General features: G+C 58.8%; 14 protein-coding genes. 7 read left to right on the top strand and 7 right to left on the bottom strand.

Features of this window, described 5'->3' with window-relative positions; all coding sequences use genetic code 11:
- Nucleotides 1–111 precede the first annotated feature (111 nt).
- The gene (locus KGB29_RS20615; protein WP_090455446.1) at nt 112–1,233 is read right to left on the bottom strand and encodes a sugar diacid recognition domain-containing protein; all 1,122 of its coding nucleotides are present in this window, start codon (nt 1,231–1,233) and stop codon (nt 112–114) included.
- Nucleotides 1,234–1,403: 170 nt separating this feature from the next.
- Here KGB29_RS20615 and KGB29_RS20610 point away from each other — a divergent pair, with 170 nt between their 5' ends.
- The 3 genes from KGB29_RS20610 (at nt 1,404) to rarD (ending at nt 5,012) form a co-directional block, all read left to right on the top strand.
- The gene (locus KGB29_RS20610) at nt 1,404–2,714 is read left to right on the top strand and encodes an MFS transporter (RefSeq protein WP_150814056.1); all 1,311 of its coding nucleotides are present in this window, start codon (nt 1,404–1,406) and stop codon (nt 2,712–2,714) included.
- Between the two features lie 195 nt (nt 2,715–2,909).
- On the top strand, nt 2,910–3,920 hold the full coding sequence (locus KGB29_RS20605; protein WP_150814057.1) for an aldo/keto reductase: 1,011 nt from the start codon (nt 2,910–2,912) through the stop codon (nt 3,918–3,920).
- A 210-nt stretch (nt 3,921–4,130) separates the two neighbouring features.
- Nucleotides 4,131–5,012, top strand: a complete 882-nt coding sequence (rarD, locus tag KGB29_RS20600) for an EamA family transporter RarD (protein ID WP_150814059.1) — start codon at nt 4,131–4,133, stop codon at nt 5,010–5,012.
- Nucleotides 5,013–5,138: 126 nt separating this feature from the next.
- Here rarD and hppD read toward each other — a convergent pair whose 3' ends face one another.
- Together hppD and KGB29_RS20590 are read right to left on the bottom strand one after the other, a co-directional pair.
- Complete coding sequence (hppD, locus tag KGB29_RS20595; RefSeq protein ID WP_057714671.1) at nt 5,139–6,215, bottom strand: 4-hydroxyphenylpyruvate dioxygenase; 1,077 nt, start codon at nt 6,213–6,215, stop codon at nt 5,139–5,141.
- A 251-nt stretch (nt 6,216–6,466) separates the two neighbouring features.
- Complete coding sequence (locus KGB29_RS20590) at nt 6,467–7,411, bottom strand: DMT family transporter (RefSeq protein ID WP_150814060.1); 945 nt, start codon at nt 7,409–7,411, stop codon at nt 6,467–6,469.
- A gap of 77 nt (nt 7,412–7,488) precedes the next feature.
- Here KGB29_RS20590 and KGB29_RS20585 point away from each other — a divergent pair, with 77 nt between their 5' ends.
- The 3 genes from KGB29_RS20585 to KGB29_RS20575 all read left to right on the top strand — a co-directional run bounded on the left by KGB29_RS20585 (nt 7,489) and on the right by KGB29_RS20575 (nt 10,606).
- Nucleotides 7,489–8,361, top strand: coding sequence for a LysR family transcriptional regulator (locus KGB29_RS20585; protein WP_150814061.1), 873 nt, complete (start codon nt 7,489–7,491; stop codon nt 8,359–8,361).
- 112 nt (nt 8,362–8,473) lie between these two features.
- Nucleotides 8,474–10,006, top strand: a complete 1,533-nt coding sequence (locus KGB29_RS20580; protein WP_150814062.1) for an EAL domain-containing protein — start codon at nt 8,474–8,476, stop codon at nt 10,004–10,006.
- Between the two features lie 234 nt (nt 10,007–10,240).
- Nucleotides 10,241–10,606 carry a histone-like nucleoid-structuring protein, MvaT/MvaU family gene (locus tag KGB29_RS20575; RefSeq protein ID WP_008051761.1) on the top strand — a complete coding sequence of 122 codons (366 nt, stop codon included), beginning with the start codon at nt 10,241–10,243 and terminating at the stop codon, nt 10,604–10,606.
- Between the two features lie 162 nt (nt 10,607–10,768).
- Here the strand turns inward: KGB29_RS20575 and KGB29_RS20570 are convergent, their stop codons facing one another.
- A complete protein-coding gene (locus tag KGB29_RS20570) occupies nt 10,769–11,287 on the bottom strand; it encodes a DUF4946 domain-containing protein (RefSeq protein WP_150814066.1) in 519 nt (172 codons plus the stop codon).
- Nucleotides 11,288–11,431: 144 nt separating this feature from the next.
- Between KGB29_RS20570 and gloA the strand changes: the two genes are divergently transcribed.
- Nucleotides 11,432–11,953, top strand: coding sequence for a lactoylglutathione lyase (gloA, locus tag KGB29_RS20565; protein WP_090455458.1), 522 nt, complete (start codon nt 11,432–11,434; stop codon nt 11,951–11,953).
- Between the two features lie 357 nt (nt 11,954–12,310).
- Here the strand turns inward: gloA and ahpF are convergent, their stop codons facing one another.
- The 3 genes from ahpF to KGB29_RS20550 form a co-directional block, all read right to left on the bottom strand.
- Nucleotides 12,311–13,873 carry an alkyl hydroperoxide reductase subunit F gene (gene ahpF, locus KGB29_RS20560; RefSeq protein ID WP_150814063.1) on the bottom strand — a complete coding sequence of 521 codons (1,563 nt, stop codon included), beginning with the start codon at nt 13,871–13,873 and terminating at the stop codon, nt 12,311–12,313.
- A gap of 139 nt (nt 13,874–14,012) precedes the next feature.
- Entirely contained in the window at nt 14,013–14,576 is a 564-nt protein-coding gene (gene ahpC / locus KGB29_RS20555; RefSeq protein WP_007975937.1) for an alkyl hydroperoxide reductase subunit C, read from the bottom strand.
- Between the two features lie 139 nt (nt 14,577–14,715).
- Entirely contained in the window at nt 14,716–15,654 is a 939-nt protein-coding gene (locus KGB29_RS20550; RefSeq protein WP_150814064.1) for a site-specific integrase, read from the bottom strand.
- Between the last annotated feature and the right edge of the window lie 777 nt (nt 15,655–16,431).

The following is a 16,431-nucleotide window of genomic DNA, read 5'->3' as shown; positions in this document are numbered from 1 at the left end:
AAATAACTGTGGGAGCGAGCTTGCTCGCGATGGCGGCGCATCAGTCAGCATTAATGTCGCTGACACACCGCTATCGCGAGCAAGCTCGCTCCCACAGGGCAATTGCGTGATTCATGGATGGGTGTCTGACTCGGGCAGCAGTTGCACGCCCAGATACAACGCGAGCATGCCATCGAGACGCAGTGGATCAACTCCGCTGAGTTCGGCAATCCGCTCCATGCGATACCGCAGGCTGTTGCGATGAATGCCCAGTGCATCGGCGCAGGCCTGGCTCTGGCCGTCGTGTTCGCACCAGCTGCGCAGGGTGGCCAGCAACTGGCCGTTGCTGTCTTTGGCAATGACCTTGCGCAGCGGATTGAGCAATTCGTCGAGGGCGTCGTCGTTGCGGTGGCGCCAGAGCATCACCGGCAGCCGATAGCGGTTGAGCGTCAGCAATCGGGAGCGCGGCAGCACTTCGCGCCCGTAGGCCAGCAAGTCACCGACCCGGCGATAGCAGCGACGCAATCCGGAAAGTCCATCGGCCTGCCCACCCACGGCAATGCGCAGGATGTTCCAGCCCAGGCCGTCGAGTTTGTCCAGCAAGCGCTCGTTCTCGACCGTCTGGCTCGCCGGCCGGCACCAGAGCAACGAGGTTTTGGCCGAGCTCACGCACCAACTGTCCGGATGACGGCTCGTCAACCAGGCACTCAGTGCCTCGACGGTTTGTCCTGGTGCGTGCTCCAGGCCCAGTTCGAACAAGTACGGCACTCGAGTCATTTGTGGTTTGAGGCCCAACTGCTGCGCTTCATCGACCAGTCGTGGAGAATCCCCGGCTTCGCTCAGCAGCAGCGCCAGCAAGTCATCGCAGCGCTGGCGCCGCCATTGCTGTTCGGCCTGCTGATTGCGCTGGCCCACCAGCATTTCGGCGGTCATGCGCACCAGTTCGGCGTAGGTGCGCAGTTGCTCGGGTTCGCCGGTGATGCCCAGTACGCCGATCAGGCGCTGATCGAGCATCAATGGCAGGTTGATCCCCGGTTGAACGCCCTTGAGATGAATCGCCGTCTGCGCATCGATCTCCACCACCCGGCCATTGGCCAATACCAGTTGCGCGCCTTCATGCCGGGTGTTGACCCGCTCCGGTTCGCCGCTGCCCAGGATCAAGCCCTGGCTGTCCATGACGTTGACGTTGTACGGCAGGATAGCCATCGCCCGGTCGACGATGTCCTGGGCCAGGTCGTGATCGAGTTCGAACATGCGAGTGATCCTTGAAGACAGTGATGGAACGGGTTGTTCACCCGCACAGGCCTTGGTTGCAAACCCTGTGCTCAGGCACAAAGACAGCCACCCTGAGGGTGGTCGAGACTCACTGGGCGATCAACGTTACCCTTTGCATCGCAAAAAATCATAATAAAGAGAGAGCCGCCATGACACAGAGCGCCGTAGCGTCCGACGCCATCGCTGACGATAAAAACGCCGTCTACAAGCGCATCACCCTGCGTTTGATCCCCTTCATTTTCATCTGCTACCTGTTCAACTACCTCGACCGGGTAAACGTTGGATTTGCCAAACTGCAAATGCTCGACGCGCTGAAGTTCAGCGAAACCGTGTACGGCCTCGGCGCCGGCATCTTCTTTATCGGTTACGTGCTGTGCGGCGTACCAAGCAACCTGGCCCTGACCAAATTCGGCCCGCGGCGCTGGATTGCGCTGATGATGATTGCCTGGGGCACCCTGTCGACCTGCCTGCTGTTCGTCACCACACCGACCGAGTTCTATACCCTGCGCCTGTTCACCGGCGCGGCCGAAGCCGGGTTCTTCCCGGGCGTGGTGCTGTACCTCTCGCAGTGGTTCCCGACCTTCCGCCGTGGCCGCATCATGGCCTTGTTCATGTCCGCGATCCCGGTATCCGGCCTGCTCGGCAGCCCGTTCTCCGGGTGGATTCTCAACCACTTCGCCGCTGGCCAGGGCGGTCTCGCCGGCTGGCAGTGGATGTTCCTGCTGCAAGGCATTCCCACCGTCATCCTCGGTGCGCTGGCGTACTTCCTGCTCAGCGACAGCTACGCCAATGCAAAGTGGCTGACTCCGTTTGAGCGTTCGGTGCTGGAAGCCGACCACGCCGAAGATCTGGCGAACAAGCCGAAAACCACGACCGATTCGCTGCTGGCGGTGTTCAAGAACCCGGCGATCTGGGCTTTCGGTTTGATTTATTTCTGCATCCAGAGTGGCGTCTATGCGATCAACTTCTGGCTGCCGTCGATCATCAAGAACCTGGGCTTCAGCGATAACCTGGTGATCGGCTGGCTGAGTGCGATTCCGTATTTGCTCGCCGCCGTATTCATGCTAATGGTTGGCCGTTCAGCCGACCTGCGCAAAGAACGCCGCTGGCATTTGGTGGTGCCAATGCTGATGGGGGCACTGGGGCTGCTGATCGCGGTGAACTTCGCCGCCAACCCGGCCATCGCGATTCTTGGTCTGACCATCGCCACCATGGGTGCCCTTACCGGCCTGCCAATGTTCTGGCCGGTGCCGACCGCCCTGCTCAGTGCCGGCGCTGCTGCCGGTGGCCTGGCGCTGATCAACTCGATGGGGCAGATGGCCGGTTTCCTCAGCCCGTACCTGGTGGGTTGGGTCAAGGACAGCACCGGCTCGACCGATGCGGCGCTGTACCTGCTGGCGGGTGTGATTGTCTGCGGCAGTTTGCTGGCGTTGCGCATGACCCGAACCCTGCGCACCTGATCAACACAAATCCCCTGTGGGAGCGGGCTTGCTCGCGAATGCGGTGTGTCAGTCACTATTCAAGTAGCCTGATACGACGCCTTCGCGAGCAAGCCCGCTCCCACATTTGATCTGGTGCGTTCGATATTTCTGTTTGATCCATGCGACTGTTCTGGTATCTGATTGAGCCTTTCCCACTGGTAAAAGGATTTGCTCATGAGCTACCGCACGCTGGGTCATTCGGGTCTGCAGGTGTCCACCCTGACCCTGGGCACCATGATGTTCGGCGAACAGACCAGCACCGAAGATTCCCTGCGGATCATCGACAAGGCCTGGGACCAGGGCATCAATTTCATCGACACCGCCGACGTCTACACCAACGGCCGTTCCGAGGAAATCGTCGGTGAGGCCATCGCCAGCCGCCGCCATGAATGGGTGCTGGCCACCAAGGTCGGCTTCGGTCCCGTGGACGGTGTTCCCAACCGCAGCGGCCTGAGCCGCAAGCACCTGTTCAACGGCATCGATGCCAGCCTGACACGCCTGGGCACCGACTATCTCGACATCTATTACCTGCACCGCGAAGACCACAATACGCCGCTGGAGGTCACGGTATCGGCCATCGGTGACTTGATCCGCCAAGGGAAAATCCGTTACTGGGGCCTGTCCAACTACCGTGGCTGGCGCATCGCCGAAGTCATTCGCGTCGCCGACAAGCTTGGCGTTGACCGGCCGGTGATCAGCCAGCCGCTGTACAACATCGTCAACCGTCAGGCAGAAACCGAGCAGATCACGGCGGCGCAAAGCTACGGCCTTGGCGTGGTGCCCTACAGCCCGCTGGCGCGCGGCGTGCTCAGCGGCAAATACGCGCCGGATGTGAAACCTGATGCCAACAGCCGTGCCGGACGCCAGGACAAACGCATCCTGGAAACCGAATGGCGCGTCGAATCCCTGCGCATCGCCCAGCAAATCCAGCAATACACTCAGGAACGCGGCGTCGGCATCGTCGAGTTCGCGATTGCCTGGGTGCTGAACAACAGCGCCGTCACCTCAGCCATTGTCGGGCCGCGTACCGAAGCGCAGTGGGACGCCTACACTAAGGCGCAGGCGGTGAAGATCACGGCAGAGGATGAGGCGTTCATCGATTCGCTGGTGACACCGGGGCATGCGTCGACACCGGGGTTCAATGATGTGAGCCACTTTGTATCCGGCCGCAGACCGCTTAACTGAAGAAACATAAGCCACTGTAGGAGCGAGCTTGCTCGCGATGGTGGTCAACGATAACGCGGGGAGCCTGCCTGCCCGCGGTGTCTGGTCGTTCATCGCGAGCAGGCTCGCTCCTACAGGGGATGTTGTAAATATTGATCATCCGGACAATATTCAGCACAAAAACCACGTATCCTCCGCCCCCTGTTTCACCTTCAACCTCGCGAGGACAGCTTGTCTAAAGGTATCGCTCTATCGGTTTCAGCCTCGGTGCTGTTTGCCGTCATGTACTACTACACATCGCTGCTCAGCCCCTTGAGCGGCGTGGAAATCTTCGGTTGGCGCATGCTGCTGACCGTGCCGTGCATGACCGTGTTCATGGTGGTGTCCGGGGAGTGGAAGCGCGTGCTGGAGATCGTTCGGCGCGCCATGGCCAATCCAAAACTGATGGGCGCGCTGATTGCCTCCTCTGCCCTGCTCGGCGTGCAATTGTGGCTGTTCATGTGGGCACCGTTGAACGGCTACAGCCTCGACGTATCACTCGGTTATTTCCTGCTGCCGCTGACCATGGTCTTGACCGGTCGCCTGGCCTACGGCGAGCGTCTGTCCTATCTGCAAAAAGTCGCGGTGGTGTTCGCCTGCCTGGGGGTGGTCAACGAGGTGTATCAGGTCGGTGGTTTTTCCTGGGCGACCTTGCTGGTCTGCGTGGGTTATCCGGCCTACTTCGTCCTGCGCAAACGACTGGCGGCGGACAACCTCGGTGGCTTGTGGCTGGACATGGCATTGACGCTGCCGGTGGCGATCTGGTTCGTCCAGAGCGGCGCGCAAGGTTTTGGTGTGTTTGAACAGCATCCATGGTTATCGCTGTTGATCCCGATGCTCGGCGTGATCAGCGCATCGGCCCTGGTGGTCTACATCATTGCCAGCCGCCTGCTGCCATTCAGCCTGTTCGGCTTGTTGAGCTATGTCGAACCGGTGTTGCTGCTGGGCGTGGCGTTGCTGCTGGGAGAAAGCATCAAGGCCGGGGAATGGTTGACCTACATCCCGATCTGGATGGCCGTGCTGGTGCTGGTGTTTGAAGGGTTCAAGCATCTGGTCCGGCAGCGCAGACCTTAAGCACACGCAAAACAAAATGTGGGAGCGGGCTTGCTCGCGAATGCGGTGTGTCAGTCACTATTCAAGTAGCCTGATACGACGCCTTCGCGAGCAAGCCCGCTCCCACAGTTTTATCGGTGTAACGGCTTAGTCGGTGGAGAGAACACCACGACGCACCTGGTCACGCTCGATGGATTCGAACAGCGCCTTGAAGTTGCCTTCGCCGAAACCGTCGTCGCCCTTGCGCTGGATGAACTCGAAGAACACCGGCCCCATCAGGGTTTCCGAGAAGATCTGCAGCAGCAGACGCTTGTCGCCCGACTCGGACGAACCGTCCAGCAAAATGCCCCGCGCCTGCAGTTGGTCCACCGGCTCGCCGTGGTTCGGCAAACGGCCTTCGAGCATTTCGTAGTAGGTCTCCGGCGGCGCGGTCATGAAGCGCATGCCGATGCTTTTCAGGTGGTCCCAGGTCTTGATCAGGTCATCGGACAGGAACGCAACGTGCTGGATGCCCTCGCCATTGAACTGCATCAGGAACTCTTCGATCTGCCCGGCGCCCTTGGACGACTCTTCGTTCAGCGGGATGCGGATCATGCCATCGGGTGCGGTCATGGCCTTGGAGGTCAGGCCGGTGTATTCGCCCTTGATGTCGAAGTAGCGGATTTCGCGGAAGTTGAACAGCTTCTCGTAGAAGTTGGCCCAGTAGGCCATGCGACCGCGATACACGTTGTGGGTCAGGTGATCGATGATCTTCAGGCCGGCACCGACCGGATGGCGGTCGACACCTTCGATGAACACGAAGTCGATGTCATAGATCGAGCTGCCTTCGCCGAAACGATCGATCAGGTACAGCGGTGCGCCGCCGATGCCTTTGATCGCCGGCAGGTTCAGTTCCATCGGGCCGGTTTCGATGTGGATCGGCTGGGCGCCGAGTTCCAGGGCACGCTTGTAGGCTTTTTGCGAATCCTTGACACGAAACGCCATGCCGCACACCGACGGACCGTGCTCGGCCGCGAAATACGAAGCCACGCTGTGGGGTTCGTTGTTGAGGATCAGGTTGATCGCGCCCTGGCGATACAGGTGCACGTCCTTGGAACGGTGGGTCGCCACCTTGGTGAAGCCCATGATCTCGAAGATCGGCTCCAGGGTGTTCGGGGTCGGCGATGCGAGCTCGATGAATTCAAAGCCCATCAGGCCCATTGGGTTTTCGTATAAATCTGCCATGGTCGGCGCCTCATCATTTTTTTATCAATTAACAAAGGTTAGTTGTAAGCAATGCTGAGACCGGTGGGTGGCGCACAGGAGATGCCTCGCACACTGCGGGCGAGAAAGTCACCGTAGATCAGTTGAAACCCGAATATCTTCATTTTCGACCCAAGGCTCTTGCGGGCGAGGCTTCTGCTGCCAGAAGACGATTATTATTGTATGCGTAACCCGATTCTACACAGCGTAAATCAGTTTGTCCGCCTTCTGTATCAAATCCCCTTTTTCCATGCCCGCGCAAGGGGTTTGTTGCAGAGGAAAATCCCCGCCAGTATCAGCCCGCCACCCAGGCACATGGCCAGCGTCAGCGGCTCATCCAGCAGCAGCGCGCCAAGGATCACCGCCGTCAACGGGTTCAAGGCAATGAACACCCCGGAACGGGTCGCACCGATTTTGCGAATGCCGTCGTAGTAGCCGATGTACGCCAGCGCCGACCCCAGCACGCCCAGGTACAAAAGGCTCAACCATTGCTCCGTACCCAACTGGGCGATCGCGGCGACACTCACCTTGCCGCGCACGATGCAGGTCATCCAGAGCATGACGGTGCCCAGCAGGATCGAATAGGTCACCGTTTGCACCGGGCCCAGGGTGTGATTCAGCTCTTTGGAGAACAGCGAGTAGACACCCCAGCCGAGGACACAGCCGAAAATCAGCAAATCGCCGAGCCAGACATCGGCACCGCCGGCCAATAGCTGCGGGTCGCGACTGACGATCACCATGCTCGCGCCCGCCACGCAGATCGCAATGCCGACGACTTTTGCCCGATTCAAACGCTCCTTGAACAGCAGCCATGAAGCCAGGCCGATCACCGCCGGATTCAGCGCCACGATCAAGGATGCCCGCGAAGCGTTGATGTAATGCAGGCCATAAAAGAAGCACAGGTTGTAAAAAAATATCCCGAAAAAGCCAAGCAATGACAATTGCAGCCATTGCCGGGGGCTGGGCCGGACCAGCGGTGTCCGTGCCATGCGTATAAACAGCAGCAACGCCACGCTGGCCAGCAAAAACCGCAGGCTGGCAGCCAGTAGCGGGCTGAGGGCAGCGGCCAGATAGCGTCCGGCAACGAAGGTGCCACCCCACACCATGGTGACCGCCGCCAGTTTCAGATACACCGGAAGATCCGATGGTTTTGACAGGCTTTGCTCGCAGATCGTCATAGATTCCAGGACCGGATGTCGGAGAGATGCCGTATCATTCGGTTAATACCCAGTCATCGTAAAATGAGCAAACACTCATGACCCTCACTCAACTGGAGATTTTCTCCCTCGTGGCCGAACTCCACGGCTTCACGGCAGCGGCCAATCGCCTGGGTATTTCCCAATCGGCCGTGTCCCATGCCTTGAAGTCCCTGGAGTTGGAGTTGGGTGTCGAACTGCTGCGCCGGCATCAATCTCAGGTCGAACTGAGCGACATTGGCCAGCAGCTGTTGCTGCGCGCCCGGGCGATGCTCGGCCTGGCCAACACCCTGCGCCAGGAAGCGGCCGATGCCAGGGGCATGAAACGCGGCACGCTGCGAATCGGCTCCTTCGGCCCGACTTCATCGATCAAATTGCTGCCGTTGATTCTGCAGCAGTACCGCGCCGCCCATCCCGGCATCGAGGTGCATATCGACGAAGGCCCCGACCGTCAGGTACTCCAGTGGCTGGAGGAACGGCGGATCGACATTGGCTTTGTGGTGTTGCCCGAGGAGCGTTTCGACACGGTCGCGCTGATCGAAGACCAGATGGTCGCGCTGCTGCCCGCCGACCACCCGCTGGCGGTTCACGACAGCCTGAGCCTGAAGGATCTGTGCGACTTCCCGTTCGTGCTGACCGAGGCCGGCTCTTCGGAGCTGGTTTCACGTCTGTTCACAGTGGCCCGACTGACGCCCAATATCCGTTATCGCTGCTCGCAGTTGATCAGCACCCTGGATGTCGTCGCTCGTGGCGACGGGGTGACGGTGGTTGCCGAAGGTTCATTGCCTAATCAGATTGACCGCCGCTGCGTGAAAAAACCGCTGTCGCCGGCGGTGTTGCGCCAGGTCGGCCTGGCGGTGCTCGATCGACGCCAGGCATCACCCGCGACACTGGCCTTTATCAAGCTGGCCGAAAGCCTTGACTTGCGTTGAGCGGCATAACCGCCAACAGCCAACTATCATGGCCCATACCCGAACTCTTCATGGGAGGCGTTTTGCCCCGCCATCAATTGAGAGCCTTACATCTTCGTGACAGGACTCGCGAATGCCGCTTAAAGCCAAAACCCGCAGTCGCAGCACAAGAATTGCCGTCACTCTGATCAGTGGCTTGCTCCCGGTGCTGCTGGGGGCCGCCATTCTTTACATGCAAGCCGGGCGTGCGCTCAAACAAGACGCCGAACAAACCGCCGAAGAAGCGATTCGTCAGTTCGACCTGATGCTCGACAACAACGCCCAGGCCGCTCGTGAATTGCTGCCGCTGGCAGGCCAGAGTTGCGGTGAAGTCACACTGGCGCTGCGCGAGCAGGTCACTCGCCGCCCCTTCGTGCGTTCAACCAATCTGGTGTGGGACAACAACCTCTATTGCAGCTCTCTGTTCGGCGACTACCAGGAGAAGGTCAACCCCGGTGACTACACCCAGGGCGCCTTATGGCTCTTGAGCGGCAATCCGGTAACGCCCAACACCGCCGTGCTGATATACCGGCTGAGCGAAGGAAAAAAAGGCGCACTGTCGACCCTCGATGGTTATCACTTGATTAATACCCTGCGCCTGATCGGTCGCAATACCTTGCTGGTGCTGCAAGTTGGCCCGGACTGGATATCCGCCGATGGCAAGGTTCATACCGGCACTGCGCCTGACCTGCCCGTTGCGCAAAGTCGCTTGACCTCCGGGCGCTATGCTTTTGCCGTGGAAGCCGGTTTTCCCAAAGGCGAAATCTGGCGATACATACGCAGCGAATATCCGCCGCTGCTCAGTCTGCTGATTTTCTTCGGTGTGATTGCCGGGGCTATTGGTCACGTCCTGCAAAAGCGCTCCTCGGCACCTACCCAGGAAATGCAGCGGGCACTGGAAGCTTCAGAGTTCATTCCGTATTTCCAGCCCGTGGTGCATGGCGACAGCAAAAGCTGGTCCGGCGCTGAAGTGCTGATGCGCTGGCAACATCCGAAGGAAGGCCTGGTGCGTCCGGATCTGTTCATTCCGTTTGCAGAGCACTCCGGGCTGATCGTGCCGATGACCCGCTCGCTGATGCGACAAACCGCCGCCCTGCTCGCACCGCAATCGGCCAGCTTCAACAAGCCGTTTCACATTGGCATCAACATCACCGCCAGCCATTGCCAGGACCTGGAACTGGTCAAGGATTGCCGCGAGTTTCTCGATGCGTTCGAGCCAGGCTCGATCCATCTGGTACTGGAACTGACCGAACGTGAATTGATCGAGCCCACGGCCATCACCCTGCAACTGTTCGAACAACTTCGCGAACTGGGCGTGAAAATCGCCATCGACGACTTCGGCACCGGCCACTCAAGCCTTGGCTACCTGCGGCAGTTCAATGTCGATTTTCTGAAAATCGACCAGACTTTTGTCGCCACGATCGGCGTCGACACACTGTCGAGCCACATCCTCGACAGCATCATCGAACTGGCGGTCAAACTCGACCTTGCCCTGGTGGCCGAAGGTGTCGAAACCCGCGAACAGAGTGATTACCTGAGCGGACACCAGGTCAACTTCCTGCAAGGTTATCTGTTCGGAAAACCCATGCCCGGCACGGAATTCATTAGTGCATTAAGCGACCATTAACTCGCGAATTCAATCGCCAAAACAAACGATTACACGCACCAATTTGAATCAAAACACTACCGACGTTACATGAAGAAAAAGACAGGATTTACTCTTGGCCAATTAACTACTACAATTTTTCATGCCTGCGCTAAATTGGCAGGTGAGCCACTATCACCGAGTCGCTTCAAGGCTCTTGGCTTATAGCTTTGTTTGCGGTTGGCATCAACCAAACACACTATTGGAGTAAAGATATTGTCCAGACTCGCTGAATTTCGTGCAGCCGAAAAGGCCCTTCAAGAACAGCTCAAGCAGCTGGAATCCCTGAAGAACGATGCCGGGCTCAAGAAAGAAATCGAATTCGAAGAGAAGCTCCAGGGCTTGATGAAAACCTATGGCAAGAGCCTGCGCGACATCATCGCCATTCTCGATCCTAACCCGGCAAAATCCGGCCTGCTGCAGGCAGCCGCCCCTAAAACCCGCCGCGCCCGTGTGGTCAAGGTTTATCAGAACCCGCACACCGGCGAGCTGATTGAAACCAAGGGCGGCAACCACCGCGGCCTGAAAGCCTGGAAAGAACAGTACGGTGCAGCCACCGTTGATTCCTGGTTGCGCGGCTAACTCTCGCGGCGACAAAAAAGCCCTGCTTATGCAGGGCTTTTTCATGGGCTATCTAAATGCCCGGGGCCGGCACCCGACAATTACTAACTGCCATCAACTTTGTGCTTAATCCATTTGGATATCTAAAATATTTTTCATGCACCGAAAAAGCACTGGCGCTTACTAAAGTTTCAAGCTGTTACGGGCAGCGTCTATTTCATCCTGGCTCGCCTTATAAGCCTCGGCCTGCCCTGCGTAGGAAAGAACATAGGCCTTATCGGCATCCACCGCGGCCACCAATGTTTGAGAAAGCACATGCCTGCCGTTTTGCGTGATGGTGCAGGTTGTTTCCAGCGCGGCCAATCGACTCAACGTAGTCGAATGAATGCGCGTGCAGACACTTTGATATCCGCCCTGAAAGAAGTCTTTTTGAACCGACTTGCGCATCTCCAGCAGTACGCCTTCGAGGTTTACCTGGTGATCGCTTTGCACCGGGCTCATGGTCAGTTCCATCACCATGAGCGGCGATCCATCCTGATCATTTTTCACCGCCCGCTGGCGACTGACCCCCGACGCCGATTCAGGCACGTCTTCGACCTGCCAGCCTTGCGGCCAGGTCACCACTGGCGCATCGGCGCGAGCAGCGCCAGCCAGCGAAAGCACGCTTAGCAGGATGAACAGCACGTTACGGAGTCGAATCATTGCAATGGGCACTCAAGGTTCAAGCCGTAAAGTCTGGGCCCAGGCCGGCTGTCAGGCAATAGCCGACTGTTTGGGTTTGGTGATGTCCGAACCCTTGCGTATCATTGTCGCCATTCGTTAGCCCACATATTTTCCGGAGGGCCCATGAGCCTGCACGAATTGAACACCTTCCCCGGCGTCACCGCCCAACCGGACGCCGCTACACAGAAATTTGTCTTCAACCACACCATGCTGCGGGTCAAGGACATCACCAAGTCCCTGGATTTCTACACACGCATCCTGGGTTTTACCCTGGTGGAAAAACGCGATTTCCCGGAAGCCGAGTTCAGCCTGTATTTCCTGGCGCTGGTGGACAAGAACCAGATCCCGGCCGACGCCGCCGCGCGCACCGAGTGGATGAAATCGATCCCCGGCATCCTGGAGCTGACCCACAACCACGGCACCGAAAACGATGCGGATTTCGCCTACCACAATGGCAACACCGACCCGCGCGGCTTTGGCCACATCTGCATCTCGGTGCCGGACATCGTCGCCGCCTGCGAGCGCTTTGAAGCACTGGGCTGCGATTTCCAGAAACGCTTGAGCGATGGCCGCATGAAGAGCCTGGCGTTCATCAAGGATCCGGACGCCTATTGGGTCGAGATCATTCAGCCAGCACCGCTGTAACCCTCACAACAAATCCCACATTTGGAATATGTGAAACACAAAACCCCATGATCAATCATGGGGTTTTGTGTTTTCAGAGCCGGCGCCGATACCCCTTTGTAGGAGCGAGCCTGCTCGCGATAAACCCGAGAACGCCCCGGGGCACCTGCCAACCAGCGTTATCGTTGACGACCATCGCGAGCGAGCTCGCTCCTACAGGGTTGTGTATTTGCATCGCCGGCGCCGATGCCCCTTGTAGGAGCGAGCCTGCTCGCGATAAACCCGAGAACACCGCGGGGCACCTGCCAACCAGCGTTATCGTTGACGACCATCGCGAGCGAGCTCGCTCCTGCAAGGTTTTGTATTTCAGCGTCCGATTTATGCCGGAGCCGAGGTCCGGATCAAGTGATCGAAGGCGCTCAGGGAAGCCTTGGCGCCCTCGCCCACTGCAATCACGATCTGCTTGTACGGCACCGTGGTCACGTCACCGGCAGCGAACACACCCGGCACCGACGTTTCACCGCGAGCGTCGACGATGATCTCGCCACGGGGCGACAATTCGATGGTGCCTTTGAGCCAATCGGTGTTGGGCAACAGACCGATCTGCACAAAGATCCCTTCCAGTTCCACGCTGCGCAATTCGTCGCTCTGACGGTCCTTGTAGCGCAGGCCGTTGACCTTCTGGCCGTCACCGGTGACCTCAGTGGTTTGCGCACTGGTGATCACGGTGACGTTCGGCAGGCTGTGCAACTTGCGCTGCAGTACCGCATCGGCTCGCAACTGCACATCGAACTCCAGCAGCGTGACATGGGACACGATACCGGCCAGGTCGATGGCCGCTTCGACGCCGGAGTTGCCGCCGCCAATCACCGCCACGCGCTTGCCCTTGAACAGCGGGCCGTCGCAATGCGGGCAGTACGCCACGCCCTTGTTGCGGTATTGCTGCTCGCCCGGCACGTTCATTTCACGCCACCGCGCACCGGTCGCCAGAATCACGGTCCTGGCCTTCAACGATGCGCCGCTGGCGAAGTGAATCTGGTGCAGCTCGCCATTCTTGCCGGGTACCAGTTTGTCGGCACGCTGCAGGTTCATGATGTCCACGTCGTACTGCTTGACGTGTTCTTCCAGGGCCACGGCCAGTTTCGGGCCTTCGGTTTCCTGCACCGAGATAAAGTTCTCAATGGCCATGGTGTCCAGCACCTGCCCACCAAAACGTTCGGCCGCGACACCGGTGCGAATGCCTTTACGGGCCGCGTAGATTGCCGCCGAAGCACCGGCCGGGCCACCGCCGACCACCAGCACGTCAAAGGCTTCTTTGGCGCTGATCTTCTCGGCCTGGCGTTCGATGCCGCTGGTGTCGATCTTGGCGAGGATTTCTTCCAGGCCCATGCGGCCCTGGCCGAAGTTCACACCGTTAAGGTAGATGCTGGGGACCGCCATGATCTGGCGCTCATCGACTTCAGCCTGGAACAGCGCGCCGTCGATGGCGACGTGGCGAATGTTCGGGTTCAGTACCGCCATCAGGTTCAGCGCCTGGACCACGTCCGGGCAGTTCTGGCAGGAAAGCGAGAAGTAAGTCTCGAAGTTGAACTCGCCTTTGAGCGAGCGGATCTGTTCGATCACCTCGACACTGGCCTTCGAAGGGTGGCCGCCGACTTGCAGCAAGGCCAGCACCAGCGAAGTGAATTCGTGGCCCATCGGAATGCCGGCGAAACGCAGGCTGATATCGGCACCCGGGCGATTGATCGAGAACGATGGCTTGCGTGCATCGTCACCGTTGTCGAGCAAAGTGATCTGGCTGGAAAGACTGGCAACGTCTTTCAGCAATTCAAGCATTTCCTGGGATTTCGCACCGTCGTCGAGGGAGGCAACGATCTCGATCGGCTGGGTGACCCGTTCCAGGTACGATTTCAACTGGGCTTTAAGATTGGCGTCCAACATACGGGCGATTTCCTTTTGACTGATTCATTTAGAGCAGACATAAAAAAACGCCCGAGCGAATCTCGCCCGGGCGTTTTTATTGGGCGGTGCAGCTTACTGAGTAGGCGCGGAGTTCCGCCCTGATAGTGCGATCACAGACTTAGATCTTGCCGACCAGGTCCAGGGACGGAGCCAGAGTGGCCTCGCCTTCTTTCCACTTGGCAGGGCAAACCTGGCCCGGGTGAGCAGCGACGTACTGGGCAGCCTTGATTTTGCGCAGCAGCTCGGAAGCGTCACGGCCTACACCGCCATCGTTCAGTTCAACGATCTTGATCTGGCCTTCCGGGTTGATCACGAAGGTGCCACGGTCAGCCAGACCGGCTTCTTCGATCAGCACGTCGAAGTTGCGGGAGATGGCGTGAGTCGGGTCGCCGATCATGGTGTACTGGATTTTGCCGATGGCTGGCGAAGTGTTGTGCCAGGCAGCGTGGGCAAAGTGGGTATCGGTGGAAACGCTGTAGATCTCGACGCCCAGTTTCTGGAACGCGTCGTAGTTGTCAGCCAGGTCTTCCAGCTCGGTCGGGCAGACGAAGGTGAAGTCGGCCGGGTAGAAGAACACCACAGACCACTTGCCTTTCAGGTCTGCGTCCGAGACTTTTACGAAGTCGCCATTTTTGAATGCGTCAGCTTTGAACGGTTTAACTTGGCTGTTGATGATAGGCATCGTTGACTCTCCGTCAGGGGGTTAAGAAGTTGATGGAAAGGACTTTACCCACTCGACGAACGGAAGGCTCATTGGCAAACCTGATGCTGCTGATTGGCTTTCGCTATTAGCCAGCTGTATTAATAGAAGAAAACGGTATCTAGGGTGAGACGGGCTTTTCCGTAATACGCGCCATGCCGAGAAACGGACTGGCTTCGATGTAGCGCATGGCCGACTTCATGTCCTTCCAGCCCACATAGCTCATCAGCGACTTCAGATCCCAGCCACTTTGATGCGCCCAGGTGGCAAAGCCGCGACGCAAGGAATGACTGGTGTAAAGCTCGCCGGCGATACCTGCTCGCGCCAACGCCTGACGCAGTAACGGAATCACGCTGTTGGCGTGCAAGCCCTCCTCGCCCAGATGCCCCCAGCGGTCGATGCCACGGAACACCGGCCCACGGACCAGTGCCGCCTCGGTAATCCAGTCGATATAAGCCTGCACCGGACACAAGCGTTGCAAGGCTGGCGTTTGATACGTCTTGCCAAAGTTATCGCGATCACTCTTGCTACGCGGCAGATAGAGACTGATGCCGGAACCGGCGCTGGCCTGCACGTGTTCCACCTGAAGCCGGCACAACTCATCACTGCGAAAGCCACGCCAGAAGCCCAACAGGATCAGGGCCATGTCGCGCCTGGCCCGCAGCAAACCCGGTCGGTCGCCTGTGGCCCTGGCGGTCTGCACTTCTTGCTCCAGACAACTGACCACCTGTTCCAGGTGCTGAAGCTGCAAGGGTTCTGCCTGTTTTTCCTGGGCCGGGTGCAGCGCGCGAATGCCCTTGAAAACTTTGCGCACCACCGGCGCCTTGGTGGGATCGGCAAAGCCCTGGCTGTTGTGCCACTGCGCCAATGCCGACAAACGCAGTTTCAGCGTGTTGATCGACAACACGCCGGCATGGGCCACCAGGTAGCGCGCCACGCTGTCGCCGGTTGCCGGCAGAAAACCGCCCCACGTGACTTCGAAGTGCTCGATGGCCGCCCGATAGCTGCGACGGGTGTTGTCGCGAGTCGCTGCTTGCAGATAGCGATCCAGATCGCTCATAGGAAATGAACCTGTTTTAACCGACTGTAGGAGCGAGCTTGCTCGCGATGATCGTCAACGATAACGCTGGCTGCCAGGTGCCCCGCGGCGTTCTCGGGTTTTTCGCGAGCAGGCTCGCTCCTACAAGGGGTATCGGCCGCTGGCGCGAAAAACACAAAACACTGTAGGAGCGAGCTTGCTCGCGATGATCGTCAACGATAACGCTGGCTGCCAGGTGCCCCGCGGCGTTCTCGGTTTTTTCGCGAGCAGGCTCGCTCCTACAAGGGGTATCGGCCGCTGGCGCGAAAAACACAAAACACTGTAGGAGCGAGCTTGCTCGCGATGGTCGTCAACGATAACGCTGGCTGGCAGGTGCCCCGCGGCGTTCTCGGGCTTTTCGCGAGCAGGCTCGCTCCTACAAGCGGCATCGGCCGCTGGCGCGAAAAACACAAAACACTGTAGGAGCGAGCTTGCTCGCGATGATCGTCAACGATAACGCTGGCTGCTAGGTGCCCCGCGGCGTTCTCGGGTTTTTCGCGAGCAGGCTCGCTCCTACAAGGGGTATCGGCCGCTGGCGCGAAAAACACAAAACGCTGTAGGAGCGAGCTTGCTCGCGATGATCGTCAACGATAACGCTGGCTGGCAGGTGCCCCGCGGCGTTCTCGGGTTTTTCGCGAGCAAGCTGAACTGGTCAAGTAATCCCGGACACCGGTTACGGTGTTTATGCCGCCTTTTGCTCCATGGCTATTGGCGACAGATAGTTGTTGTAGCTGTGGAGCCTGGTGCGGTTGTAGTACA

The sequence above is a fragment of the Pseudomonas sp. BF-B-30 genome, assembly GCF_019956305.1.
GTDB classification, from domain to species: Bacteria; Pseudomonadota; Gammaproteobacteria; order Pseudomonadales; family Pseudomonadaceae; genus Aquipseudomonas; species Aquipseudomonas jessenii.
This window is presented reverse-complemented; position numbering and strand designations above follow the sequence as displayed.